At 61.3% G+C, this 22,764-nt stretch carries 25 protein-coding genes and 2 pseudogenes; 11 read left to right on the forward strand and 16 right to left on the reverse strand.

Features of this window, described 5'->3' with window-relative positions; translation table 11 throughout:
* Together BN1120_RS09805 and BN1120_RS09810 are read right to left on the reverse strand one after the other, a co-directional pair.
* Window positions 1-596: MFS transporter (locus tag BN1120_RS09805; RefSeq protein WP_042015985.1), on the reverse strand; the 596-nt coding region annotated here is incomplete at its 3' end.
* Window positions 589-1,098, reverse strand: a complete 510-nt coding sequence (locus BN1120_RS09810) for a nucleoside deaminase (protein ID WP_042015900.1) — start codon at window positions 1,096-1,098, stop codon at window positions 589-591. The genes BN1120_RS09805 and BN1120_RS09810, both read right to left, overlap by 8 nt.
* 115 nt (window positions 1,099-1,213) lie before the next feature.
* On the opposite strand from BN1120_RS09810, the gene BN1120_RS09815 reads away from it, so the two are divergent.
* On the forward strand, window positions 1,214-2,056 hold the full coding sequence (locus BN1120_RS09815) for a LysR family transcriptional regulator (RefSeq protein ID WP_029314296.1): 843 nt from the start codon (window positions 1,214-1,216) through the stop codon (window positions 2,054-2,056).
* A gap of 16 nt (window positions 2,057-2,072) precedes the next feature.
* Here BN1120_RS09815 and BN1120_RS09820 read toward each other — a convergent pair whose 3' ends face one another.
* The 3 genes from BN1120_RS09820 to BN1120_RS09825 form a co-directional block, all read right to left on the reverse strand.
* Complete coding sequence (locus tag BN1120_RS09820; RefSeq protein WP_039038603.1) at window positions 2,073-2,540, reverse strand: GyrI-like domain-containing protein; 468 nt, start codon at window positions 2,538-2,540, stop codon at window positions 2,073-2,075.
* 20 nt (window positions 2,541-2,560) lie between these two features.
* The gene (gene rsmS, locus BN1120_RS20735; protein WP_010674200.1) at window positions 2,561-2,716 is read right to left on the reverse strand and encodes a pleiotropic regulatory protein RsmS; all 156 of its coding nucleotides are present in this window, start codon (window positions 2,714-2,716) and stop codon (window positions 2,561-2,563) included.
* An 84-nt stretch (window positions 2,717-2,800) separates the two neighbouring features.
* Window positions 2,801-3,268 (reverse strand): acyl-CoA thioesterase, encoded by a 468-nt coding sequence (locus tag BN1120_RS09825; RefSeq protein WP_010674201.1) that lies wholly within the window; start codon window positions 3,266-3,268, stop codon window positions 2,801-2,803.
* Window positions 3,269-3,440: 172 nt separating this feature from the next.
* Here BN1120_RS09825 and BN1120_RS09830 point away from each other — a divergent pair, with 172 nt between their 5' ends.
* Window positions 3,441-4,091 carry a tellurite resistance TerB family protein gene (locus BN1120_RS09830; protein ID WP_042015902.1) on the forward strand — a complete coding sequence of 217 codons (651 nt, stop codon included), beginning with the start codon at window positions 3,441-3,443 and terminating at the stop codon, window positions 4,089-4,091.
* 159 nt (window positions 4,092-4,250) lie between these two features.
* Window positions 4,251-4,709 (forward strand): GNAT family N-acetyltransferase, encoded by a 459-nt coding sequence (locus tag BN1120_RS09835; protein WP_042015903.1) that lies wholly within the window; start codon window positions 4,251-4,253, stop codon window positions 4,707-4,709.
* A gap of 26 nt (window positions 4,710-4,735) precedes the next feature.
* Here BN1120_RS09835 and BN1120_RS09840 read toward each other — a convergent pair whose 3' ends face one another.
* Window positions 4,736-6,184 carry an aminotransferase-like domain-containing protein gene (locus tag BN1120_RS09840; RefSeq protein WP_041215483.1) on the reverse strand — a complete coding sequence of 483 codons (1,449 nt, stop codon included), beginning with the start codon at window positions 6,182-6,184 and terminating at the stop codon, window positions 4,736-4,738.
* A 120-nt stretch (window positions 6,185-6,304) separates the two neighbouring features.
* Between BN1120_RS09840 and BN1120_RS09845 the strand changes: the two genes are divergently transcribed.
* From BN1120_RS09845 to BN1120_RS09855, 3 genes are read left to right on the forward strand one after another with little or no spacing between them, the layout of a single operon-like run.
* Window positions 6,305-7,876 carry a cytochrome ubiquinol oxidase subunit I gene (locus BN1120_RS09845; RefSeq protein ID WP_042015904.1) on the forward strand — a complete coding sequence of 524 codons (1,572 nt, stop codon included), beginning with the start codon at window positions 6,305-6,307 and terminating at the stop codon, window positions 7,874-7,876.
* Complete coding sequence (gene cydB, locus BN1120_RS09850; RefSeq protein WP_042015906.1) at window positions 7,876-9,003, forward strand: cytochrome d ubiquinol oxidase subunit II; 1,128 nt, start codon at window positions 7,876-7,878, stop codon at window positions 9,001-9,003. The genes BN1120_RS09845 and cydB overlap by 1 nt, the downstream gene beginning before the upstream one ends.
* 28 nt (window positions 9,004-9,031) lie before the next feature.
* Window positions 9,032-9,145 (forward strand): CydX/CbdX family cytochrome bd oxidase small subunit, encoded by a 114-nt coding sequence (locus BN1120_RS09855; RefSeq protein ID WP_010674207.1) that lies wholly within the window; start codon window positions 9,032-9,034, stop codon window positions 9,143-9,145.
* 63 nt (window positions 9,146-9,208) lie between these two features.
* On the opposite strand, the gene BN1120_RS09860 is transcribed toward BN1120_RS09855, so the two are convergent.
* From BN1120_RS09860 to BN1120_RS09885, 7 genes are all read right to left on the reverse strand, one after another.
* On the reverse strand, window positions 9,209-10,378 hold the full coding sequence (locus tag BN1120_RS09860) for an MFS transporter (protein ID WP_039038609.1): 1,170 nt from the start codon (window positions 10,376-10,378) through the stop codon (window positions 9,209-9,211).
* A 578-nt stretch (window positions 10,379-10,956) separates the two neighbouring features.
* The gene (gene dkgB / locus BN1120_RS09865) at window positions 10,957-11,760 is read right to left on the reverse strand and encodes a 2,5-didehydrogluconate reductase DkgB (RefSeq protein ID WP_042015908.1); all 804 of its coding nucleotides are present in this window, start codon (window positions 11,758-11,760) and stop codon (window positions 10,957-10,959) included.
* Window positions 11,761-11,827: 67 nt separating this feature from the next.
* Window positions 11,828-12,118: a putative quinol monooxygenase gene (locus BN1120_RS09870; RefSeq protein WP_042015909.1), complete on the reverse strand. Its 291-nt coding sequence runs from the start codon at window positions 12,116-12,118 to the stop codon at window positions 11,828-11,830.
* Window positions 12,119-12,315: 197 nt separating this feature from the next.
* Entirely contained in the window at window positions 12,316-13,413 is a 1,098-nt protein-coding gene (gapS4b, locus tag BN1120_RS09875; protein ID WP_042015910.1) for a GapS4b family protein, read from the reverse strand.
* On the reverse strand, window positions 13,406-14,359 hold the full coding sequence (gene gapS4a, locus BN1120_RS21285; protein WP_145983760.1) for a GapS4a family protein: 954 nt from the start codon (window positions 14,357-14,359) through the stop codon (window positions 13,406-13,408). The genes gapS4b and gapS4a overlap by 8 nt, the downstream gene beginning before the upstream one ends.
* A gap of 231 nt (window positions 14,360-14,590) precedes the next feature.
* Complete coding sequence (locus tag BN1120_RS09880) at window positions 14,591-14,953, reverse strand: VOC family protein (RefSeq protein ID WP_042015911.1); 363 nt, start codon at window positions 14,951-14,953, stop codon at window positions 14,591-14,593.
* A 26-nt stretch (window positions 14,954-14,979) separates the two neighbouring features.
* Window positions 14,980-15,366: a DUF6404 family protein gene (locus BN1120_RS09885; protein WP_042015913.1), complete on the reverse strand. Its 387-nt coding sequence runs from the start codon at window positions 15,364-15,366 to the stop codon at window positions 14,980-14,982.
* Window positions 15,367-15,535: 169 nt separating this feature from the next.
* Between BN1120_RS09885 and BN1120_RS21565 the strand changes: the two are divergent.
* The 5 genes and pseudogenes from BN1120_RS21565 to tyrA form a co-directional block, all read left to right on the forward strand.
* Window positions 15,536-16,309 (forward strand): annotated as a pseudogene (locus BN1120_RS21565) (LysR substrate-binding domain-containing protein); the annotation flags it as partial.
* A pseudogene (locus BN1120_RS21570) lies at window positions 16,292-16,747 on the forward strand (glycerol-3-phosphate dehydrogenase C-terminal domain-containing protein); the annotation flags it as partial. The pseudogenes BN1120_RS21565 and BN1120_RS21570, both read left to right, overlap by 18 nt.
* Before the next feature lie 102 nt (window positions 16,748-16,849).
* Window positions 16,850-17,929 (forward strand): glycerophosphodiester phosphodiesterase, encoded by a 1,080-nt coding sequence (gene glpQ / locus BN1120_RS09895; protein WP_042015914.1) that lies wholly within the window; start codon window positions 16,850-16,852, stop codon window positions 17,927-17,929.
* Between the two features lie 359 nt (window positions 17,930-18,288).
* Window positions 18,289-19,362 carry a 3-deoxy-7-phosphoheptulonate synthase gene (locus BN1120_RS09900; protein ID WP_010674236.1) on the forward strand — a complete coding sequence of 358 codons (1,074 nt, stop codon included), beginning with the start codon at window positions 18,289-18,291 and terminating at the stop codon, window positions 19,360-19,362.
* Between the two features lie 118 nt (window positions 19,363-19,480).
* The gene (gene tyrA, locus BN1120_RS09905) at window positions 19,481-20,620 is read left to right on the forward strand and encodes a bifunctional chorismate mutase/prephenate dehydrogenase (RefSeq protein WP_010674237.1); all 1,140 of its coding nucleotides are present in this window, start codon (window positions 19,481-19,483) and stop codon (window positions 20,618-20,620) included.
* 114 nt (window positions 20,621-20,734) lie between these two features.
* Here tyrA and hdfR read toward each other — a convergent pair whose 3' ends face one another.
* From hdfR to eco, 3 genes are all read right to left on the reverse strand, one after another.
* A complete protein-coding gene (hdfR, locus tag BN1120_RS09910) occupies window positions 20,735-21,610 on the reverse strand; it encodes an HTH-type transcriptional regulator HdfR (protein WP_039038620.1) in 876 nt (291 codons plus the stop codon).
* Window positions 21,610-21,966 carry a MaoP family protein gene (locus BN1120_RS09915; RefSeq protein WP_010674239.1) on the reverse strand — a complete coding sequence of 119 codons (357 nt, stop codon included), beginning with the start codon at window positions 21,964-21,966 and terminating at the stop codon, window positions 21,610-21,612. The genes hdfR and BN1120_RS09915 overlap by 1 nt, the downstream gene beginning before the upstream one ends.
* A 291-nt stretch (window positions 21,967-22,257) precedes the next feature.
* On the reverse strand, window positions 22,258-22,740 hold the full coding sequence (gene eco / locus BN1120_RS09920) for a serine protease inhibitor ecotin (RefSeq protein ID WP_010674240.1): 483 nt from the start codon (window positions 22,738-22,740) through the stop codon (window positions 22,258-22,260).
* Window positions 22,741-22,764 lie beyond the last annotated feature (24 nt).

Here is a 22,764-nt window from a genome sequence, read left to right on the forward strand (position 1 = left end):
CCGGTGGGGGCGGGCGTGCTGGCCGGGGCAGGCAGGGGCACCCGCCAGGCCAGCCAGCCGAGGGCCAGCAGCACCGGCAGGCCCCAGAGCGCCAGCGCCCGAGACCAGTCCAGATACTCGGCAAGGCGCGGGGTGAGCACGGCCCCGAGCGCCCCGCCCCCCATCATGCAGGCGGAGAAGATCCCCATCACCAGAGGCACCTTTTGGGCGAACCCCTCCTTGATAAGGCCGGGCAGCACCCCCTGCACCAGGGCCGAGCCCAGCCCGCACAGGGCGGCGCTGGCGATGAGCAGGGTGCCGCTCGCCAGATCGACGCGCAGGGCGCTGCCAAGGGCGAGCAACAGCAGGGCCGTCCCGAGCAGGGGGCGCGGGCCCGTGCGACCCAGGAGCGCCGGGGTGAGCAGCACGCCGACCCCGATAAGCCAGAGGGGCAGCAGGGTGACCCAGGCCAGGGTATCTACCCCGAGGGCCAGCCTTGCGTCGATGCGAGGGGCCAGGGGGCCGATGGCGGTGAGGAAGGGGCGCAGGTTGAGGGCGATGAGGATCACCAGCACCAGCAAGGCGCCGCTGCCCGGGGGGAGAAGGCGCTTATGCATGGGGCAGGGGACCGTAGAGGGTTTCGGCCGCGATGGGGCTCGCCAGCTTGATGAGGGGCAGGGGCGGCGGACTCAGCGGCAGTCGCAGCGCCGCGTAGGCCGCGCGGCTGTCAAAGCCGAAGGGGGCGGCATCGTCGTTGTCAAAGGCGTAGTAGACCGCCTGGATGCCGTTCATCACCAGGGCCGACAGGCACATGGGACAGGGGTGCCCGCTGGCATAGACGATGGCCCCGGCCAGCGGCCCCTGGCGACTCCCTTCCCGCAGCGCTTCCAGCTCCGCGTGGCGGGTGGGGTCCCCCGCCTCCAGCATGCGGTTGACGGCGCTCGCCACCAGCCGGTTCTCCTTCACCAGCAGGGCGGCGAAGGGGCGCCCCCCTTGCTGGCGATGGGTCAGGGCCAGGTGCAGGGCCTGCTCCAGCCACTCCTGATGGCTGGGGGCCGAGACGGCGGTGAGGGAGTTGAGGAGGCGGGCACCGGACTGGGAAGGGGGTGGCATGGTCATATCCTGGCAAAAAGGGGGAGGACAGCAGCCTAGAGGGTCGCCGCATCATTTGGAAATTAAATGATAAAATGACTTCCAGTGGTTTTATAAATGGAGATTGCCCATGGAGCGCCCCCTGCTGGACCCCCAATTGCTGCAGAGCTTCGTCGCCATCGTCGAAACCGGCAGCTTTACCCGCGCCGCCGAGCGTATCCACCTCACCCAGTCCACCCTGAGCCAGCAGATGCGCCGCCTGGAGCAGCAGCTGGGTTGCACCCTGCTCGACCGATCCGGTCGCCAGGTGGTGACCACGGCCCAGGGGGAGACCCTGCTCGGGCTGGCGCGCCGCATCCTGGGGCTGCTGGCCCGGGCGGGGGAGCGGGTGAGCGAGGCGAGCCACCCACTGCGCCTCGGGGTGCCGGAGGATTTTGCCGCGGGGGCCATGACCCCGGTGCTGGCCGCCTTCGCCCGCGCGCACCCGCAGGTGCGGCTGGAGGTGCAAAGCGATCTCAGCCATGCCCTGTGGCAGGCGTTCGAAGGGGGAGAGCTGGATCTGGCCCTCATCAAGCAGGGGCGCGGCCAGGGAGAGCCCATCGCCCGCTGGCGCGAGCCCCTGGCCTGGGTTGACAGCCGGGAGTGGCCCGCCGCCGGGCGCGACCCCCTGCCTCTGGTGGTGTTTCCAAGCGAGGGGCTCTACCGGCGCCAGATGACCGACGCCCTGGATGCCGAGGGGATCCCCTGGCGCATCGCCTACGTGAGCGGCAGTCTCGCCAGCCTGCAAGGGGCGGTGAGCGCGGGGATCGGGGTCAGTCTGCTGCCGGCGCGCCTGCTGCAACCGGATCAGGTGGTGCTGGCTCACTGGCCTGCGGTGCGCTCGGTGGAGCTGGCCCTGCACCAGGGGCCGGGCACGAGCGAGCCCCTCGCCCGGCTGGGGGAGGCGCTGATCGCGCTCTGTGACGAGGTGATGGGGCCGAGGTAGCCCGGGCGGCCAGGGGTCAGGCCAGGGCCTGTTTCGGCACCACGGCGAGCCAGATTTCCACTTCGCCACTGCCGGTGGCGGCGTCAAAGCGGGCGCCGTAGCGCTCGAAATCCGGCTGCTGGGCAGATTGATAGTCCGATTGCGCGAGCCACGCCAGGGCTTGGCGCCAGGTGTGCGGCAGGGTCGCGACATGCCCCTGATGCAAGAAGATGGCGTAGGTCTGGGGGGCGATGCGCATGCGGCCAAGCCCGGGAGGCAGCACCTCCAGGGCGGCGACCTCCACCCCGCAGAGGTATTCGCAGTGGGTGTCGGTGGCGGCGCAGATGACGCCATAGGCGTGCTCACCGAGTTGCCCCGGCAGGGGAAGCAGGGCGCTGAGGTCGCGCCACTGGCCGGCGAAGTCCCCCTGCTCGAAGGGGTGGTGACGGCGCAGCCCCCCGAGGAGCATGGCGCGGCCTTGTTCGATGCGAATGGGGGCTGACATGGTGCCTCCTGCGGGGGCGCTCAGGCCTCCCGACCTTCCTCGAGCTTGCGCTCATAATCCCGGCGAACGATGGCGAGTGCCGCCAGGGCCAGCGCGGGGGCGATGTGGTTGGTTTCCAGCAGTTCAATCAGATCCACCGCGAGCTGGACCTCGGGGGGGGCATTTTCCAGGGACATCTTGGGTTCTCAAGGGCAAGGGTGGTCGCCATTATAGCGCCCGGCGGCGCGAAGACACGCCCCGGCTGCCCGGGGCGGGACGGGTCACATGTGCTGGCGCATCTCCTTGTCCAGCTCCTCGCGCAGGGCCATCAGCTTTTTGGCGTACTGCTGCAACTGCAGATCGCTCTCGCTCACCGGCTGCCACTGGGGCACCGGAGTGGGTTTGCCATGCTCGTCCATGGCCACGAAGATGATGATGCAGTGGGTGGTCTTGCGCCGCTCCGGGTCGGTGGGATGGCGGCTGTAGACATCCACCGCCAGGTGCATGCTGGTGGTGCCGGTGTGGATCACCTTGGCGTGCACCTCCACCAGCTGGCCTATCTGGATGGGGCGCAAGAAGCGGATGCCCCCCACATAGACGGTGACGGCATAGCCGCCACACCAGCCGGCGGCGCAGGCGTAGCCGGCCTGGTCAATCCACTTCATCACCATGCCGCCATGGACTTTGCCGCCAAAGTTGACGTCGGCGGGTTCGGCGAGAAATTGCAGGGTCAGTTCACGGGCGCTCATGGTACTTCCTTATGTCGAGGCAAGGGGGACTCCTTGGCTGTCCCCCGGGGACAATAACAGTGGGCGGGGCCGACACTGATCCAACCAGCGCCTCCTCTTGCCTGCGCCGTCATTCACCTTGAGTTCAGCGCAGGCGGCCCAGCATGACTCATCACGCGAGGGAGGAGGCCCCATGAAACAGATGCTGGAGCAATTGATGGGAGCTGGCAAGGGCTGGCTCAACGACGGTGGTGACACGCGCAAGGCCCAGATGAAGGGCATGGCCCAGGGGGGATTGGCCGCCGGGGCCATGGCGCTGCTGCTTGGCAACAAGAAGATGCGCAAATATGGCACCAAGGTGGCGGCGGTGGGGGGCGCGGCGGCTCTCGGGGGGCTGGCCTACAAGCTCTATCAGGACTGGCAGACCCAGCAGTCCACCCCGGCCCAGCCGACCCAGCCCCTGGACACCCTGGAGGGCAAGGCCCTGGATGCCCGCGCCAATCTGCTGGTGCGTGCCATGGTGGCGGCGGCCCGGGCCGACGGCCACATCGATGCCGCCGAGCGCCAGAAGATCCAGGAGTACCTGACCGAACAGGGGGAGCGGGATGCGGCCCGCTGGATTGACGCCGAGCTCTCCCGCCCCCTCGACCCCCATGTCCTGGCGCGAGAAGTGACCGACATGGAGCTGGCGACCGAGGTCTACCTCGCCTCCCTGCTCACCATCGAGGTGGATCACTTCATGGAGCGCGGCTATCTGGACGAGCTGGCGCGCGCCTTGAAGCTGGATGACAACCTCAAGGGGAGCATAGAGCGCCAGGTGGCCCAGCTGGGGGCGCCGGGCTGAGCCCGCATTGCCATCAGGATTGTCCACAAGGCCCCGTCATGGGGCCTTGTCGTTGCCGGGGGCTGTTGATTGCCGTGACGAGCCGATAAGATGCGGGTTCCAAAGGGTGACCGCCGAGCCTCTTTCCTCGCTGGCGACCCTCACTGCAAGGAGCATCAGGTGGACATTCGCAAGGCAACTGAACAGGATATCGACGCCATTCTGGCCCTGAACCGGCAGATAGGTCAGCTCCACTTCGAGCAGGTGCCCGAGGTGTTCTGCCCCCCGTCCCCGGAGGACAGGGCCTTCTTGCTCGGCGCCATAGCCGACGAGGCGCGTCTTTTCTGCGTGGCGCTGGTGGCGGGGGAGGTGGCGGGCTTTCTCATCGCCCGCATCGACCTCAACGAGAGCGTCCCCTTTCTCAGCAAGCTGCCCGTCTGCCGCATCACGACCGTGGTGGTGGATGAGAGGCTGCGCTCCCGGGGCATCGGCCGGGCGCTGATCGCCCACGGGGACCAGTGGGGCAAGGCGCGGGGCGCAAGCCAGTTGCGCCTGGAGGTGATGGCTTTCAACGAGCGGGCCAGGGCCCTCTACGAGCGACTGGGCTTCAAGGCCCAGTCACAGACCATGGCCAGATAAGGCGCACTCGCTTGCAAAAGGGCCCGTTACGGGCCCTTGTCGTGTGAGGCGTCAGGGGGGCTCTGCCAGGTTTCCCGTTGCCGGGCGATGAGGCCCGCCAGCCGGGTGAGGGCCGCGTCCAGCTGCGGGCTCCAGGGATGGGAGCTGTTGAGGCGCAGGCAGTGGTTGTGCTGGCCCTGGCTGGAGAAGAGGGCCCCGGGGGCGATGGAGACCCCCTGCTCGATGGCGCTGGCATAGAGCGCCCGGCCATCGAGGCGGGCGTCAAATTCGAGCCAGAGAAAGTAGCCACCATCGGGGTTGGAGATACGCGCCTCGGGGAAGAGGCGCATCAGGGCTGCCCGCATCTGCTGCTGGCGCTGGGCCAGGGTGTGGCGCAGGCGGCGAAAGTGGGCGTCCACCCCGCCCTGGCGCAACATGTCGGCCAGCGCCAGCTGACTGGGCACATTGGTCGAGAGCGTCGACATCAGTTGCAGCCGCTGGATGCGCTCGGCGTGGCGCTTCGCCACCACCCAGCCGACCCGAAAGCCCGGCGCCAGACACTTGGTCCAGGAGCCGCACAGCAGGCTCTCTCCCCGCGCATCCCAATGGGTGATGGGCCTTGGCCGCTCACGCCCGACATAGAGTTCCGCATAGACGTCATCCTCCACCAGGGGGACCAGGTTGCGGTTGAGCAGCCCCATCAGCGCCTGTTTGTGCTCATCGGGCATGGTGTGGCCGAGGGGGTGCTGCACATTGCCCATCAGCCAGCACGCCTTGACGGGGCGCTGGGCGAGGGCCTCCTCCAGCAGGGCGAGATCGATGCCCACCCCGGGGATCACCGGGATTTCCACCACCTTGAGCTTGAGCCGCTCGATGGCCTGCAGGGCGCCGTAGAAGGTGGGGGACTCCACCACCACCCAGTCGCCGGGCTCGGTCAGCACCTGAAGACTGAGGGAAAGCGCCTCCATGGCCCCCGTGGTGATGATGATCTGCTGGGGATCCACCGCCATCCCCTCGCCGGCGTAGCGCCGGGCGATGGCGCGGCGCAGTGCCTCGTTGCCGGGGGGCAGATCTGCCACCGTGCTGAAGGGATCGAGGCGGCGCATGCAACTGCCGAGGGCTCGACCGAGTTGGGGGTGGGGGAAGAGGGTCGGGTCCGCCACCGCCATGCCAAGGGGCACCAGCTCCCGTGACTTGCTCGCCTGCAGCACCTCGAACACCAGATCGTTGATGTCCACCGAGCCGCTGTAGCGGGCCTGCTGGGGCTGGCTCTCCCGCCGGGCCGTGCTCGCGGCCTTGACGTAGTAGCCGGACTGGGGCCGCGCCAGGATGAGGCCCCGGCTTTCGAGCAGCTGATAGGCCTGGAGCACCGTCATGGGGCTGAGGCCGTGGGTCTTGCAGCTCTGGCGGATGGAGGGGATGCGCTCCCCCGGCTGCCAGAGGCCGCTCGTGATCTGCTGTTGCAGCTGGTCTGCCAACTGGCCGTAGCGGGACATGGTGGGCCCAAACTGTTATAGGTGTTTTTCACTATAACTGCATCTGTTATAGGTGTCATGGACCATGGTGTACTTGGCGGGCGAAAACCTGTCCGTTAAATGCAACATAGAGAGTCATGCATGATAAGCCTGGATGATGTGGTCAGCCTCTCCCGAATACAGTTCGGGGCGACGGCGATGTTCCACTTTCTGTTTGTGCCCCTCACCCTGGGGCTGTCCTGGATCCTGGTGATCGCCGAGTCGGCCTACGTGATGACCGGCAAGGTGATCTACAAGGACATAACCCGCTTCTGGGGCAAGCTGTTTGGCATCAACTTCGTGATGGGGGTGACCACCGGGATCACCCTGGAGTTCCAGTTCGGGACCAACTGGGCCTATTACTCCCACTATGTCGGCGATATCTTCGGCACGCCGCTGGCGGTGGAGGGGCTGATGGCCTTCTTCCTCGAGTCCACATTGGTGGGCCTCTTCTTCTTCGGCTGGGACAAGCTCTCCCGCGGTCAGCATCTGCTGGTGACCATGCTGGTGGCGCTCGGCTCCAACCTCTCCGCCCTCTGGATCCTCATCGCCAACGGCTGGATGCAAAACCCGGTCGGCGCCGAGTTCAACCCCATGACCATGCGCATGGAGCTGGTGGATGTGGCCGCGGTCATCTTCAACCCGGTGGCCCAGGTCAAGTTCGTCCACACGGTGGCGGCGGGCTATGTGGCGGCCTCACTGTTCGTGATGGGGGTGAGCAGCTGGTATCTGCTGCGCGGCATGGAGGTGCGCTTCGCCCTGCGATCCTTTGCCATCGCCTCGGGTTTTGGCCTCGCGGCCATCCTCTCTGTCATCGTGCTCGGGGACGAGTCGGGTTATCGCTCGGGGGAGGTGCAGAAGGTCAAGCTCGCCGCCATCGAGGCGGAGTGGGAGACGGAGCCCGCCCCGGCTTCTTTCACCCTGTTCGGCCTGCCGGATCAGCGTGCCGAGACCACCCACGCGGCCATCAAGATACCCTATCTGATGGGCATCATCGCCACCCGCTCCCTGGATGAGCAGGTGACGGGCCTCAAAGATCTGAAAGCGCAGCACGAGGCGCGCATTCGCAGCGGCATGCTGGCCCACGAGGCGCTCGAAGCGATGCGGGCAGATGGCAGCAACCAGGCGGCCCGCGCCACCTTCGAGCGCCACCGCGGCGATCTGGGCTACGGCCTCTTGCTCACCCCCTATGCCAAGGAGATTGGCAAGGCGGACGAGGGGGCCATCGCCAAGGCGGTGGAGGACTCCATCCCCCAGGTGGCGCCGCTGTTCTGGAGCTTTCGCCTGATGGTGGGCATCGGCGTGGCGCTGCTGGCGCTCTTTGCCGCCGCCTTCCTGCAGCTGTGCCGGGGCAGGCTGGTGCAATCCCCGCGGCTGCTCAGGGCCCTGCTCTGGTCTATTCCGCTGCCCTGGATTGCCATTGAGGCGGGCTGGTTCGTGGCGGAGTTCGGTCGCCAGCCCTGGACCATCAGCGACGTGCTGCCGGTGTCGGCCTCCGTCTCCCTGCTGCAACCGGGGCAGCTCTGGTTCAGCCTCATCGCCATCTTCTTCATCTACAGCAGCCTGCTGGTGGTGGAGTTGTTCTTGTTGCGTCATGTGATCCGCAAAGGGCCTGCCAGCCTGCAGACGGGTCGTTATCAAGGTGAAGTGTTGCAAAACGGGAGTCCTGCCTGATGGATTACGAAACCCTGAAAGTGATCTGGTGGGGGCTGGTGCTCTTCCTGCTGGTCGGCTTCGTGGTGATGGATGGCTTCGATCTCGGGGTCGGCATGCTGTTGCCCGTGGTCGGCAAGACGGATGACGAGCGGCGGGTGCTGCTCAACAGCGTGGGGCCGGTGTGGGAGGGCAACCAGGTGTGGCTCATCGCCGGTGCTGGCACCCTGTTTGCCGCCTGGCCCCTGGTCTATGCCGCCGCCTTCTCGGCGCTTTACGTGCCCTTCATGTTCCTGCTGTTCGGCCTCTTTTTGCGCCCGGTGGGCTTTGACTATCGCAGCAAGCTGCCGGACCCGGTCTGGCGCCGCTGGTGGGACCGCGCCCTGGTGGTGGGCGGTCTGCTGCCGACCCTGGTGTTTGGTGCCACCCTTGGCCTGGTGCTGCAAGGGCTGCCGTTTCGCTTCGATGCGGCCCTTCGCATCCACTATGGCGCCTTTGCGTTCCACTGGCCGCTGCTGTTGACCGCCATGGGAACGGCGCTGGCGCTGCTCTTGCTGCACGGTGCCAGCTTCCTGCAGTGCAAAACCCAGGGGGCCATAGCGGCGCGCAGCGCCCGCCTCGCCCTCTGGCTCGGCCCCCTGGCGAGCGCCCTCTTTGCCCTTGGCGGCGTCTGGCTTGGGGAGATGGCGGGGTATCGCATCACGGCCATCGGCGATCTCAACGGCGCCCTCACTCCGCTGATGAAAGAGGTGGTGGCGGTGCCGGCAGGCTGGCTTGGCAACTTTGTCGCCCATCCGGTGCTCTGGGCCGTGCCTGTGCTCGGGCTCCTGCTGCCCCTGGTGTGCGCGCTGGCAAGCCGCCTCGGCAAGTCCGGGCTGGCGCTCGTTGCCAGCGGCGGTGCCTGCGCCGCCATGATGCTGACCGTGGCCATCGCGCTCTTCCCCTTCGTGCTGCCCTCGTCCCTGGATCCGGCCAGCAGCCTGACCCTGTGGGACAGCACCTCCAGCGAGCGCACCCTGCTTATCATGCTGGGGATCGTCGGGGTACTGATGCCGGTCAACATCGGCTACACCCTCTGGGTATATCGGGTGGTGCGCGGCAGGGTCAGCGCCGAACAGGTGCGCCAGCACGGCCACAGCCTCTACTAATCCGCTTCAACACAAGGATCAACGCGATATGTGGTATTTCACCTGGTTGCTGGGGCTGGGGTTCGCCCTGCTCTGCGGGCTGGTCAACCTGCTCTGGCTGGAGGCGCGCTGGGCTGCCGATGAGGATCTCAAGGAGCCCTGAGCCTCGCATCTTGCCCATGAAAAAAGGCCGACACAGGGTGTCGGCCTTTTGCTTGCCCGGGGGTCAGGAAAGGGCGGCGCGGCGCTCGCCCGCTTCGCTGACATGGGTGAGGCCGTAGGCCAGCAGCACGATGAGGGCGCCAATCCAGGGGGTGTGCATCAGGCCGAGGTGCTCCACCACGAAACCGCCGACCACGGAGCCCAGCGCAATGCCGACGTTGAAGGCGGCGATGTTGAGGCCGGAGGCCACATCCACGGCATTGGGGGTGTGGCGCTCGGCCTGTTTCACCACCAGTACCTGCAGACCCGGCACGTTGCCAAAGGCGAAGGCGCCCCACACCAGCACGGTCAGTACCGCCAGCACCGGGTGCGGCGCGGTGAAGGTGAGCACCAGCAGCACCACGGCGAGCCCGGCGAACAGCAGCTTGAGAGCGGGCAATGGGCCCATCCGGTCGGCGAGCTTGCCGCCCCAGATATTGCCGACCGCCACCGATACCCCGTACACCAGCAGGATCAGGCTCACCGCACTGGCGCCAAAGCCGCTCACCTGTTGCAGGATGGGGGCGAGGAAGGTAAATGCCGTGAAGGCACCGCCGTAACCGAGCGCCGTCTTGGCGTAGACCAGCAGCAAGGGCTTTCTGGTGAGCACCGAGAGCTGCTCGCGAACGCTGGAGGCGGCCCCCTTCGGCAGGTTCCCCGGTACCAGCAGCATGCTGCCCACCATGGCGACGAGGCCGAGCAGGCTCACCACCAGGAAGGTTTCGCGCCAGCCAAAGACCTGACCAATCCAGGTGCCAAGCGGGACGCCGGTCACCAGGGCGACCGTGAGGCCGCTGAACATGATGGCGATGGCGCTGGCCGCCTTCTCTTTGGCCACGAGACCCGTGGCGATGGTGCTGCCTACCGAGAAGAAGACCCCGTGGGCCAGCCCGGTGAGAATGCGGGCCACAATCAGGCTCTCGTACCCGGGGGCCTGCCAGGCCAGCAGGTTGCCGACGGTGAAGAGGGCCATCAGCCCCACCAGCAGCCACTTGCGCGGCAGCTTGCCGGTGAGCGCCGTGAGCACGGGGGCGCCGATGGCCACCCCAAGGGCATAGAGGCTGACCAGCAGGCCCGCCGAGGGGAGCGAGACATTGAGCTGCTCGGCGATGGTGGGGATGAGCCCCACGATCACGAATTCGGTGGTGCCTATGGCAAAGGCACTTAAGGTGAGGGCAAATAACGCCAGTGGCATAACAACTCCTTGGATTGGGACTCCCGACGGGAGAATGGCGCCAGTATGCCGAGGGTGTTTGTTGGTAAAAATGACGGCAACGTCAAATTACTTTTGCCAAATCAGCAGCAATGTGACCGTGAAATGGGGTAGTGGGAGTGGTCGAGGCAACTGCGGCAAGAGCGGCTGTAGCGCGCGAGGTGGGTGCAGAGACAACGCGCACGGCGGCAACCCGTGCAGAGCGAGCCGGGACAGAGAGAAAAGAGGAAAGAGAAATGAGGTAAGAGGTAAAGGATTGAGGGAAGGTGTTGGAGGAGGACTCGGGCGGCGGTGACGCGCGGTATTGGGGACAAAAAAAGCGGGAGGCACTGGGCCTCCCGCTGGTGTTCTCGTCGACGGTGTCAGGTTTTCTTTGCTCCCTTCTCCCCTTGCGGGAGAAGGGCTGGGGATGAGGGGGCTATCTGGTTTAAGGCCTGATGACCTGAATAGAAGAGCCTGCCCTCACCCTCTCCCTCTCCCATAGGGAGAGGGGATAGCCCGTGGTTGCAGTCTGTTCGTGAGGGTCGCCGCTATCCACCGCCGAATCGAGAGGCCATGGTTTAATCCCAATTCGGCGCAAAATCCGGGTTGGCGCAGCGCTCGCCCCGATCCAGGGTGGCGATGGCGGCCATCTCATCGCGACTGAGTTGCACCTTCAGCGCAGCCAGGTTGGCGGCCAGATTCTCCCGTTTGGTAGAGCTCGGGATCACCGTCATGCCCTGGGCCAGCAGCCAGGCCAGCGACACCTGGGCCGCCGAGACGCCGTGGCGCTGGCCGATCTCCATCAGCAGCGGCTCGGCGAGCACCTTGCCATAGGCAAGCGGCATGTAGGCGGTGATGGCGATACCGTGGGCTTTGCAGAACTCCACCACCTTGCGGTTTTGCAGCAGGGGGTGGATCTCCACCTGCTGGTGGGCGATGGCGCCCGGCCCCAAAATCTCGATGGCCTGTTTAAGCTGGGCCACGGTGAAGTTGGAGACCCCGATCTCCCGGGTCAGGCCCCGGGCTTTGGCCTCGGCCAACTGCTCCAGATAGACCGCCATCGGCACCTCATCCTGGGGGGAGGGCCAGTGAATGAGCGCCAGATCCAGATAGTCGGTGCGCAGTTTCTCCAGGCTCACTTCCAGGCTCGGGATCACCTTGCCCGGACCGAACTCGCTGGTCCACACCTTGGTGGTCAGGTAGATATCCTGGCGGGGAACACCGCTTTCGCTCATCAATTGGCCGACGTCGGCCTCGTTGTCATAGATCTGGGCGGTGTCGATATGGCGGTAGCCAAGTTCCAGCCCCTGGAGCAGGGAGTCGCGAAGGGGCTGATCTTTCAGGCGGAAGGTTCCAAGACCCAGGTTGGGCATCTTCATCATCAAATTCCTCAGGTTAGTGTTTCTACGCTCAAATGATGGGCTTTGCCTGCGCCGAGGGCGGAGGCAGTCAGGCGCGCCGGTAGCGGCTCACGACCCGGTTGGCAAACCAGGGGGAGGCGAGGCTGGCAAAGGCGATGTAGTGGGGCTGCTGCTGGTGGGCGAGCAGGGCGGCTTCACTCTCCCACTCCTCGTACAGTATCCAGCTGTGGGGGCTCTCCAGGCTCTGGTGCAACTGGTAGCGAAGGCACCCCGGCTCTTGCAGGGTAGCGGCGATCAGCGGCTCGAGGGCGGCGCGAAACTGGGCGGCGAATTCGGGTTTGGCGTCAAGCTGGGCAATCACAATCAGGGGGGATGGCATCTGAACCTCCTTGCAATATCGGCGGTCAGTATGCCCGCCACAGACTGGGGGAAACAGGGCAGCAGTAGCAAAACACTATTGAGATAAGAGCAGCAATGGGGCACATAAATGCCACCGACAAAGGGCGGTGTCAGGTGATAGCTAGATTTGTACAATCCATATGTACAAATCTAGAGCTATACATTCAATAAAGTCCATTAACCCTTATATTTTTCATGTAATTTTAATTTGTGTGACTCTAAAAACTTAAGTATATCAAGTTTAATTTTTGATTTTTGTTCTGCGGGCATCTTTCTTTGTATGTTGATATTGTCGACCTCCATCATTAATTCGCTGTTTTCTTCCTGCTCTGGAAAGCAAATAGTTACAGTGCAAGTCCCTTGGTGCTCATCATCATTAAGCTCATAACTTGATGTAACGCTATATAGCTTTATATGGCTTTTTAATTCTTCCTTTATGAAGAAAAGACTTGTATCTAAGCCTTGTCCTTTAAACATCAAATTTTTCACTTTTTCTTCAAACCACTCCATTTCTTGTGGGCGGCTATCTTTTAGGTCATCATCAGGTGAGAACGTTACTTTTTTCATGTCCTTATAATACAAGTACATTTCATTCGTTCTAGCCAGTTCCAGCAAGAAACCAATTCTTGCTTCATTTGTAAAATCGCCAAACAAGATTTGTTGTAAAGGTTGGTCAATAATATAATTGTGTTCAGATAGATGCTTATGTACTCTCGTGGATATTTTGTTCAGCACATTAGCAGTTTCTTTTGATGTATGCTTCATTGTAAGTCTTAAATCAACATTATCATTTGTTAATTTTAATTCAATGGAGCCGTTGTGAAAGGAAACATCATCGCCGAAATTTTTAGTCTTATCAGTTCTTTTTAGCGTAACCTCGGCGATTATATGGTTGGGATCTTTTCCATCTCCTGCGGCGGAAAATGAAGGTACATTGTCGATAGATATAACACCGAAAGGATCATTAATTAGATTTGAAAAATCAAAGTCGAAAGGAAGAGCGTTAAGTAATGTTTCATCACTATTCCATTTTAAATTCCGTGTTCTTATCTTAGGGTTGTCTTCTTTCGATTGGATGGCTTCTTTTAGCAACTCAAACTCTTCAGGAGATATGCCAGTCTTAACAAGAAGTGGCCCTAGAACAACTTTATCAGTTGATGAACTGAAGGTTCCCCTCGATTTTAGGATGGCTTGTATATCAGGAGCTTTAATCATTGAGTTTCCAATAAACTGACGTAAATAATCACCAGTTGGAATAAAGAAAGCATCACTCATTAGCAAGACTCCTAAAAGTTGGCAAATAATTCTTAATGGAAATGTTTATTGAAGTCTCAAAAGAGCTAAGGACTTTTCTTTTTATAGCATCATGGTCATCTGAGAAGTAATCAGGGGTTAATACCTCAAAGTCACTAACATGATCTAATGTGTTATCTCTACAATATGTTATTAGTTTTGAAAAGTTGTCCTCTGAGAACCCATTTATAGTTGAAACTATAAATTTGAATGTATCATGCTCGCCAACTTTTTTCTTCAATAAAAATGGGATTATAGGGCTGGTCAAATATTCAACCTGAAGTTTATTGCTATGCAATACTATAGTGTTATCATTTAAATTCAATCCAGTGAGAGGGTGATAAAAGTACCACTCCCAATCTTGGTATGTATATTCTATAAAGTCTATTGTTTTAAGTATAAAAGTTACTTTCTTATTATCTATCACATAAAGTTGTTTTACATCATGCTCTGAAATGAATCTGCTGCTTTGTAGTCGAGTAACGAAGTCTGTATCATCATCATCTAAACTTGAAATGAAAAACAAAACGGGAATGTCATTTATTTGAGTGCATCCTTTAAAAGCCGAGTTAATATCTCTTCGTTCAGCAGAACGTTGAAAGCATTCAGTAGTATGTACTAAGTCCCTGATATACCCTTTAAACTTTTCTGTGGCTGACTGAGGATACTTTGAATCTTTTATATGTTTGATTGATATAATTAAATTATTGAGTGTATTAGATTCAAGAGATGACTTGTAGGAGTATTGGAAATCAATGCCATGTTGTTTTTTCTCACCTCCTTTTGCTTCAGGAAGCGCATGTGCATTTGGGTTGTAACAGGTGTAATACATGCCTTTTTGTGGAGAGTTCCAACCTATTCTACTGAAAAATTTATCTGCAATTTTCTCTCCAACCTCACCAATGGTTTTAGATCTTTCCCCAGCCATCTACCTGCTCCACTTAAATTTTTAAATATATAGGCCACAATCCGTTGATAGAGGTTACCAATCATGGAGTTGGCATCGAATGGCGATGATAATCTATTTGGTCCTCTAATTGGCAGCGCAAAGATCACAAAAATATGTTCACTCAGGCTTTTTGTTGTTGATACAACTAGGGACAACGGCTGGCTTGGTATATGGGGGTGGGGCTGAATTGTTTCTCGCCCCCCCTCGCCATCAGGCCGCCGGTTCGGACCAGACCGCAAACTCGTTGCCGCTGGGTTCCACAAAGTGGAAACGGCGGCCACCGGGAAAATCGAACAGGGGGCGCACTATGGTGCCCCCTGCGCCGGCTACCTTGCTCTGGGTCGCCTCGATATCGGCGCTGTAGAACACCAGGAGCGCCCCGCCCTGAGCACTCTGGCTGCACAGTTCGGCGCGGTAGAAGCCGCCATCCAGCCCTTCTCCCTCGAAGGCGCAATAATCGGGGCCGTAGTCGGCAAACTGCCAGCCAAAGGCGGCGGTGAAGAAGGCCTTGGTGGCGGCAAGATCCCTGGCCGCAAACTCCACATAGTTCAGTTTTTCATGGGCCCTGGTCATAAGGCGCTCCTTGTCGATATCGGTGGTTATTTCGGTTGCCAGCGCTTTTGCGTGGGGCTCGTGGAGTGGGGCAAGGCGTCCCAGGGGGTCAGCTTGAGCTGCTTGCGCCGAAACCAGAACCAGGTCCCCATCAGCAGACCGAGCCCGATGCCAAACAGCAGGCTCTGGCGCAGGGCAAACCCCGGGCTCACCTCATCCTGCCAGCCGAGGCACCACATCAACACCCCCCAGATAGCGCCGATGGGGAGTCCCAGGGCAAGAACGTTGATCATAAAGCGTTCGTAGTGGGGCGGCCTGATGGTGAACCCCGCCTTTCGCAGCAGCCAGATGATCGGCGGGTTGTAGTTGAGCGTTTGCACGCCCTTCTTGGCCAGCTCCCGATGGGCGGCGGCCAGCCTGTTGTCGAATGTCATATCATCGTCCCTGTCATGGTGTGGCGCCATACGGTGCCGGTTGGCGGCATTGTACTGGCAAGGGCGCAGATAAAACAGGTGGTGCGTCACGATACGAAGCGACGCCTGTCTTGCCAACTCCCGGCCATTGCACCTATAAAGACCCATTACTCTTGCCAGGATGACAACAATGAAGACCCATTCCGATGAATTGACCCTGTTTGTGGCGGTGGTGGAGGCGGGCAGCTTTCGCCAGGCGGCGGAGAATCTCGGCATGGACAATTCCGTGGTGAGCCGCGGCATCAAGCGCCTCGAAGAGAAGCTCGCCACCGTGCTCCTCAACCGCACCACCCGCCGGGTCAGCCTGACCGAGGAGGGGAGCTGGTTCTATCAGCGGGCGGTGAAGATCCTGACCGAGATGAGCGAGGCGGAAGGGTTGCTGCTGATGCGCCGGGAGCAGCCGGAGGGCATATTGCGGGTGGACGCCGCCACCCCCTTCATCCTGCATAGATTGGTGCCCATCATCGGTGAGTTTCGCCGCCGCTACCCCGCCATCGAGCTGCAACTGCACAGCTCCGAGGGCTTCATCAACCTGATGGAGCGGCGGGTGGACATGGCCATTCGCATCGGCGAGCTGACGGACTCCTCCCTGCGGGCCCTGCCCCTTGGCCGCTCGCGGCTGCGGCTGCTGGCCTCCCCCGACTATCTGAAGGCACGCGGTACCCCGCGCCAGCCGGCTGACTTGCTGGCGGGCCATGAGCTGCTCGGTTTTTTGCACCCCGATCACCTCAATCATTGGCCCCTATTGAGCGAGGAGCAGGGGGACCGATTCGCCATCACCCCGACCCTGCGGGCCAGCAGCGGGGAAACCTTGCGTCAGCTGGCGCTGGCGGGGCAGGGGATCGTCTGCCTGTCGGACTTCATGACGGGGGATGACAGGGCGAGCGCGCCGCTGTTGTCGGTGTTTGGCGGCAAGCTCACCACCTATCGCAAGCTGGCCCAGGCCGCCTGCAACAAGCTCAAGCCCTGGTTCAGCCAGATGGGAGAGGACTGGACCGCCTCCTGCCGGCTGCCCGGTGGCGAGTTCGACTGCTCGGTGCGTGAACTGGCGCGTGCCTTTGCGCTGGAATTCGACTGGCTCGACGATCGCAGCGCCCTGCGCATCGCCGAAGCCTATGGCGCTCATGCCCGCCTCTGGCTGAAGGAGGAGCGCGGCCAGCACTTTGGCGCCGGGCTGTATGAATCCGAAGTGCGCTATCTCATCGCGCGCGAATGGGCCCACTCCCTGGAGGACATCCTGTGGCGCCGCAGCAAGCTGGGGCTGCGCCTGTCGGAATCCGAACAGCAGCAGCTCGGTGCCTGGCTGCTCGAGCACCACCACGCCCTGCCCGAAGCCTGCTGATGACCCATGGCGGGCGGCCTTTGCCGCCCGCCGTCAAACTGCAATAAACCCCTGCTATAACAATTACCTGCATCCTACACACCATAACAACGAGACCTCTTGATGAAGCAACCTCACCGTACCCTGATAGCCCTTGGCCTCGGGGCCGCCCTGGCGCTGCCCGCACTGGCGGCCGACGAAGGCAAAATCGTGATCGCCCACCGGGGTGCCTCCGGTTACCTGCCGGAACACACCCTGGAATCCAAGGCCCTGGCCTATGGCATGGGCGCCGACTATCTGGAGCAGGACCTGGTGATGACCAAGGATGACCAGCTGGTGGTGATGCACGATCACTTCCTTGATGGCATCACGGACGTGGCCGAGCGCTTCCCCGGCCGGGCCCGCCCGGACGGACGCTACTATGTGGTGGATTTCACCCTGGACGAGGTGCGCTCCCTGCGCATGACCGAGCCGTTCCAGCTGGTGGACGGCAAGCAGGTGCCGGTCTATCCGGCCCGTTTCCCGCTGTGGAAGTCGAGCTTCAGGATCCATACCTTCCAGGAAGAGATCGAGATGATCCAGGGGCTCAACAAGAGCACCGGCAAGCACATCGGCATCTACCCGGAAATCAAGGCTCCCTGGCTGTTCCGCCACGAGGGCAAGGACATCTCCAGGGCGGTGCTCAAGGTGCTCAAGGAGTACGGCTACACCAGCAAGAGCGACAAGGTCTATCTGCAGTGCTTCGATGCCAACGAGCTCAAGCGCATCAACGGCGAGCTGATGCCCGCCATGGGCATGGATCTCAAGCTGGTGCAGCTGATGGCCGAGACCGACTGGAACGAGACCATGGTCTACGACGCCAAGGGCAAGGCGACCCCCTATGACTACGACTGGATGTTCAAGCCGGGGGCCATGAAGACCATCGCCACCTATGCCGAGGGAATCGGTCCCTGGAAACCCATGGTGGTGACCGAGCCGGGCACTCCTGGCAAGCCGGTCTTCACCGGCATGGTGAAAGAGGCCCACGCGGCCGGTCTCAAGGTGCATCCTTATACCTTCCGTCAGGATGAGGGGCAGATCCCGGCCTATGCGAAAGACTTCACCGACCTGCTCAACATCTTCCTCTACCAAGCCGATGTGGATGGGGTATTCAGCGACTTCCCCGACAAGGCGGTCGAGGCTATCAAGGCTCACGGCAAATAATAAAAGAAGAGCAACACGGGAATGCAAGCGGGGCCAGGTGCCCCGCTTTTTTGTGCCCGGTGTCGTCGCCGGGATAAGGGGCCATGAGAGGGGGCAGAGAGATGATATTGAAATGGGTGAGTGTAATCTAATGTTTACGACATGAGGCTGATCCGGCCTCGCGAGTCGCTACTTTTGAGTTGTCTCACCCTGCATTCTTGGTCATTTATCCATCTGTCAGCGTGCAAAGACGCTAGTTTCACTTGATTGTTTGTTTTTCCTTGGTAAGGTGGGGGCGGTTGCGTAACAAAGTGCTGACTTGTGTAAACAAAAATTAACAGTTGGTGCCCTTGGCTTGAAACAGTAGAGAGAATGAGAAGATGCAAAGAGATCCCCTGAACAACATCCATATCCAGTCCGAACAAGTGATGATCACGCCTGCCCAGCTCAAGGAGAAACTGCCCATCTCCGATCGCGCGCTGGCATTCGTGCAAGGGGCCCGCAATACCATCGCCGACATCATCCACCGTCGCGATCACCGCTTGCTGGTGATCTGTGGTCCCTGCTCCATCCACGACATGGACGCCGCCAAAGAGTACGCAACCAGACTCAAAGCGCTGCATGACGCCTATCAGGACTCTCTCTACATTGTCATGCGGGTCTACTTTGAGAAGCCGCGCACCACGGTCGGCTGGAAGGGCTTTATCAACGATCCGAACCTGGACGGCACCTTCGACGTGGAGCTGGGTCTGCACCGCGCCCGCGAGCTGCTCTGCTGGCTGGCCGAGCTGGAGTTGCCGCTGGCGACCGAGGCGCTCGACCCCATCAGCCCGCAATACCTGGCGGAGCTCTTCTCCTGGTCGGCCATCGGTGCCCGCACCACCGAATCCCAGACCCACAGGGAGATGGCCTCTGGCCTCTCCATGCCGGTCGGCTTCAAGAACGGCACCGACGGCAACCTGGGCACCGCCATCAATGCGCTGCAGGCGGCCTCCAGCCCCCATGCCTTCATGGGGATCAACCAGCAGGGCCAAGTCGCGCTGCTGCAGACCCAGGGCAACCCGGATGGTCACGTGATCCTGCGCGGCGGCAAGCACCCGAACTACGACTCGGTCAATGTGTCGCTGGCGGAAGAGGCGCTGGAGAAGGCGGGCCTGCTGCCCGGCCTGGTAGTGGATTGTAGCCACGGCAACTCCAGCAAGGATCACCGGCTGCAGCCCAAGGTGGCCGACAACGTCATTCACCAGATCCAGGAGGGCAACCGCTCCATCATCGGGGTGATGCTTGAATCCAACCTGTTCGAAGGGAATCAGTCCAGCGAGCAGCCCAAGTGCGAGATGCGCTACGGCGTCTCCATCACCGATGCCTGCATCGACTGGGAGACCACGGATGCGCTGCTGGCCCGCTGCCACAGCCAGCTGGCGGCACCACTTTTGGCCAGAACATCGGCATAAGCCGTGGTATCTTGTTGTAACTGATTGAACCATCGAGGTATCACGGCCCACGCAGTGATACCTTGTTGCCTCTTGAATGACAGGGCGTCGCTGCGGGCGGCGCCAGCAGGGACTGGACATGGCGGAAGAGTTGAATGCCCTCAGGGACAAGATAGATGCGGTGGACAAGCAGCTGATTGATCTGCTGGCTGCCCGTCTCGCCCTGGTGGGGGAAGTGGGGGAAGTGAAAAGCCGGCACGGCTTGCCCATCTACGCGCCGGATCGGGAGGCGAGCATGCTGGCCCGCCGCCGCGCCGAGGCCGAGGCACTGGGGGTGCCGGGGGACCTTATCGAGGATGTGCTGCGCCGGGTGATGCGCGAGTCCTATATTCTGGAGTCCGCCAGCGACAAGGAGCACCACTTCAAGTGTATGAAGCCTGAGCTCGGCAAGGTGGTGATCATCGGTGGCCAGGGGCAGCTTGGCCGCCTGTTCGGCAACCTGTTCAGCCTCTCGGGCTACCGGGTCGAAACCCTGGGTCAGGCCGATTGGCCACGCGCCGACGAGATCCTGCACGGGGCCGGGCTGGTGATGGTAGCGGTGCCCATCGACGTCACCTGCCAGGTGATCGACCGGCTCGGCAACCTGCCGGCGGACTGCCTGCTGGTGGACGTGACCAGCGTGAAGAGTGAACCGCTTGCCCATATGCTGGCGGTCCACCAGGGGCCGGTGCTGGGGCTGCACCCCATGTTCGGACCGGACGTGGCGAGCCTCGCCAAGCAGGTGATCGTCTGCTGTCAGGGACGCGAACCCGCCGCCAGCCAGTGGCTGCTGGAGCAGATGACCATCTGGGGGGCGCGTTTACAGCAGGTGGAGGCCAGGGCCCACGACGAGGCGATGACCTTCATTCAGGCGCTGCGCCACTTCGCTACCTTCGCCTACGGCTGGCATCTCTCCCGCGAGCAGGCCAACATCGATCGTCTGCTGGCGTTGAGCTCCCCCATCTACCGGCTGGAGCTGGCCATGGTGGGACGGCTGTTCGCCCAGGATCCCCATCTCTACGCCGACATCATACTGTCGTCGCCGCAGAACCTCGCGATGATCCGCCGCTACTACCAGAACTTCGGCGAGGCGCTGGGCCTGCTGGAGCGGGGCGACAGGGAGGGCTTCATCGAGGCCTTCAGCCAGGTCTCCGGCTTCTTCGGCGAGCGGGCGGAGGAGTTCCTGCGCGAGAGCCGCACCCTGCTGGCGCAGGCCAACGACCGTCGCCATCACGGCTGATACACAAAGACATCCATATAAAAGGGGCCTGATGGCCCCTTTTTCATGTTGTTTGTGCTGCACCGATAACCAGGGTAGATGAAAACACAGGTCTGGGCGTGAAATCGCCCTGTTTCATTCGGCAGGCGGTTGACGCAAGTCGGCGTCATGCCAGCCCAGCGGCAGGGTCAGCAGCTGATCGATCAGCTCCCGGCGGTCGGATTTCTCCAGATAGGCGAGGTAGAGCGGGCGGCTCAGGGATTGGCCCCCTTCCACCAGATGAAGCTGCCCCTGCTCCAGGAAGGGGCTCACCATGCGCCTTGGCAGGTAGGCGGCGCCGCCGTTGGCCAGTACGAATTGCAGGGCCATGCTGGCGGAGCTCGAATGCAGAACTGGGGTCTTCTGCAGGCTCTGCAATCGGCTCGATGGCGGTTCGAAGCTGGTGCCCCAGTCGAGATGAATGTGGGGCATCTGCATCAGGCTGTCGGCGTTTGCGGCTGGCTCCCGGCTCACCAGTTCGAACACCAGCTCGCCGATGGGGTGCAGGGCAATCTCGTCGATCTTGGTCGGCTCGGAGAGCAGGGCCAGATCGAGGGAGCGCTCCAGCAACTGGCGACAGAGGTGCTCGCGGGAGGCCGTTTCGAGGCGCACCGCGAGGCCGGGGGCCAGGGCATAGACATGGTTGAGCCAGTCGTTGAAGTCGAGCTCCCAGAAGACGGCGGGGGCGCCGATGGCAAGCTGCTGGCTGAAACCGGGGGAGAGGGCCACGTCCTGCTTGGCGCGCCCCAAAGTATGCAGAATGGCGTCTGCGTAGGGCAGCAGACGCTCACCGGAGGCAGTCAGGCGGATGTTGTTGCGATGACGGGCAAATAGGCTGACCCCGAGTTGCTGCTCGAGCTGGCGGATCCGGAAGCTCACCGCCGACTGGGTCAGGTAGAGATTTTCAGCCGCCCGGCCAAAGTGCCGGGTCTTGCTGACCTCGATGAAGGTCCGAAGCAGCTCGGTATCCATTAATCGAGGGACTCGTCGCTGCCGCCACCGCCGCCTTCAAAGCTGCCACCCGCATCTTCATTGGCGCCGCCTGCGACGGTGCACAGACGGTGCACGCGCTTGGGACCAATCACCTTCAGGTATTTGAACCACACCTTGGCGTGGGGGTTGTTGCCGGCTGCGCCGGATTTGACCTGTTCGATAAAGGCACTTTCTACGTCATCGCGCGGGGCCAGGTTGCCCTGATAGAGCGCCAGCATCACGGTGCCATATTTTTCCAGACTGTCCGCTTCGGCCACGGTGAATTCGCCACTGCGACGCAGGCCACGGGGAAAATGTTTGAAGTCGTTGAAACGCTTGTCTGATTCGAAGCTCATAATGCTCTTGTTCTGGTTAGTTTGACCTTTGCGGGCAAGTATCATCAGGCCGTCGCAGAGTGCAAAATCAATTTTCTTACTATGTTAATAAATATCTTTTATCGAACAGGGTTTGTCGCATCCCGCGGGGGCATTTTGCGGTGCGCTGCACAAAAAAGCCTGAAAAATAGTGGAGTTATGTCAGATTTTGTACAGGAAAAACCGCTCAAAAACGGGCTTGGAAGCTAAAAATAAGGCGCCGTATGGCGCCTTTTTATCATCATGACTGAGCTGAACCCGAGTGCGCGGCACTCACTCAATCATGGCTGGCTGTGCCAGGTTGTCGGCACGCCACAGACGATAGCGCACCTCGTACTCCTGGGGCACATAGATGACGAAGGGCAGCTTGGAGTTGTAGTTCACGAAGAAGCCCTGACCGTAGATCTGGACGAAACTCTCCTTCTTCTGGCCGTCCGGGCAGGCCATCAGGGTGCTGACGGGGCCGGTGACCTGGCCCAGGGTCAGGTAGTTGTAACCCCAGCCCTTGACGCTGTGCTGTTCCAGATTGCCCGCGAAGCGGGGCAGGTTGCAGTCGACCAGCATCTTCTTGCCGACTTGCAGCTCGACCATCATGTCGGCTTCGTTCTCGACTTCCGGCAGACGGATCACGACACGTTCCTGGTTCACTTCGGCGGCGGGGAACATGCTGATATCAAATTTTTTCGGTTCGGCGGCGAAGGCATGGCCACCCAATAACAAGGCGCCCAGCAGGCTAAAACGCAACACGGTTTTCATCTGTACCTCTTGGGATTGGTTCAA

The organism is Aeromonas caviae, assembly GCF_000819785.1.
Lineage (GTDB): Bacteria > Pseudomonadota > Gammaproteobacteria > Enterobacterales > Aeromonadaceae > Aeromonas > Aeromonas caviae.

Coding starts and splice junctions, on each gene's coding strand:
- BN1120_RS09880 (WP_042015911.1), bottom strand. CDS start 14,953: ATGACCAGGGCCCATGAAAAACTGAACTATGTGGAGTTTGCGGCCAGG.
- BN1120_RS09845 (WP_042015904.1), top strand. CDS start 6,305: ATGATAAGCCTGGATGATGTGGTCAGCCTCTCCCGAATACAGTTCGGG.
- gapS4a (WP_145983760.1), bottom strand. CDS start 14,359: ATGGCTGGGGAAAGATCTAAAACCATTGGTGAGGTTGGAGAGAAAATT.
- eco (WP_010674240.1), bottom strand. CDS start 22,740: ATGAAAACCGTGTTGCGTTTTAGCCTGCTGGGCGCCTTGTTATTGGGT.
- BN1120_RS09860 (WP_039038609.1), bottom strand. CDS start 10,378: ATGCCACTGGCGTTATTTGCCCTCACCTTAAGTGCCTTTGCCATAGGC.
- hdfR (WP_039038620.1), bottom strand. CDS start 21,610: ATGGATACCGAGCTGCTTCGGACCTTCATCGAGGTCAGCAAGACCCGG.
- BN1120_RS09820 (WP_039038603.1), bottom strand. CDS start 2,540: ATGTCAGCCCCCATTCGCATCGAACAAGGCCGCGCCATGCTCCTCGGG.
- glpQ (WP_042015914.1), top strand. CDS start 16,850: ATGAAGCAACCTCACCGTACCCTGATAGCCCTTGGCCTCGGGGCCGCC.
- BN1120_RS09830 (WP_042015902.1), top strand. CDS start 3,441: ATGAAACAGATGCTGGAGCAATTGATGGGAGCTGGCAAGGGCTGGCTC.
- tyrA (WP_010674237.1), top strand. CDS start 19,481: ATGGCGGAAGAGTTGAATGCCCTCAGGGACAAGATAGATGCGGTGGAC.
- BN1120_RS09915 (WP_010674239.1), bottom strand. CDS start 21,966: ATGAGCTTCGAATCAGACAAGCGTTTCAACGACTTCAAACATTTTCCC.
- BN1120_RS09885 (WP_042015913.1), bottom strand. CDS start 15,366: ATGACATTCGACAACAGGCTGGCCGCCGCCCATCGGGAGCTGGCCAAG.
- BN1120_RS09870 (WP_042015909.1), bottom strand. CDS start 12,118: ATGCCATCCCCCCTGATTGTGATTGCCCAGCTTGACGCCAAACCCGAA.
- rsmS (WP_010674200.1), bottom strand. CDS start 2,716: ATGTCCCTGGAAAATGCCCCCCCCGAGGTCCAGCTCGCGGTGGATCTG.
- BN1120_RS09840 (WP_041215483.1), bottom strand. CDS start 6,184: ATGTCCCGCTACGGCCAGTTGGCAGACCAGCTGCAACAGCAGATCACG.
- BN1120_RS09825 (WP_010674201.1), bottom strand. CDS start 3,268: ATGAGCGCCCGTGAACTGACCCTGCAATTTCTCGCCGAACCCGCCGAC.
- gapS4b (WP_042015910.1), bottom strand. CDS start 13,413: ATGAGTGATGCTTTCTTTATTCCAACTGGTGATTATTTACGTCAGTTT.
- BN1120_RS09810 (WP_042015900.1), bottom strand. CDS start 1,098: ATGACCATGCCACCCCCTTCCCAGTCCGGTGCCCGCCTCCTCAACTCC.
- dkgB (WP_042015908.1), bottom strand. CDS start 11,760: ATGATGAAGATGCCCAACCTGGGTCTTGGAACCTTCCGCCTGAAAGAT.
- BN1120_RS09855 (WP_010674207.1), top strand. CDS start 9,032: ATGTGGTATTTCACCTGGTTGCTGGGGCTGGGGTTCGCCCTGCTCTGC.
- BN1120_RS09900 (WP_010674236.1), top strand. CDS start 18,289: ATGCAAAGAGATCCCCTGAACAACATCCATATCCAGTCCGAACAAGTG.
- cydB (WP_042015906.1), top strand. CDS start 7,876: ATGGATTACGAAACCCTGAAAGTGATCTGGTGGGGGCTGGTGCTCTTC.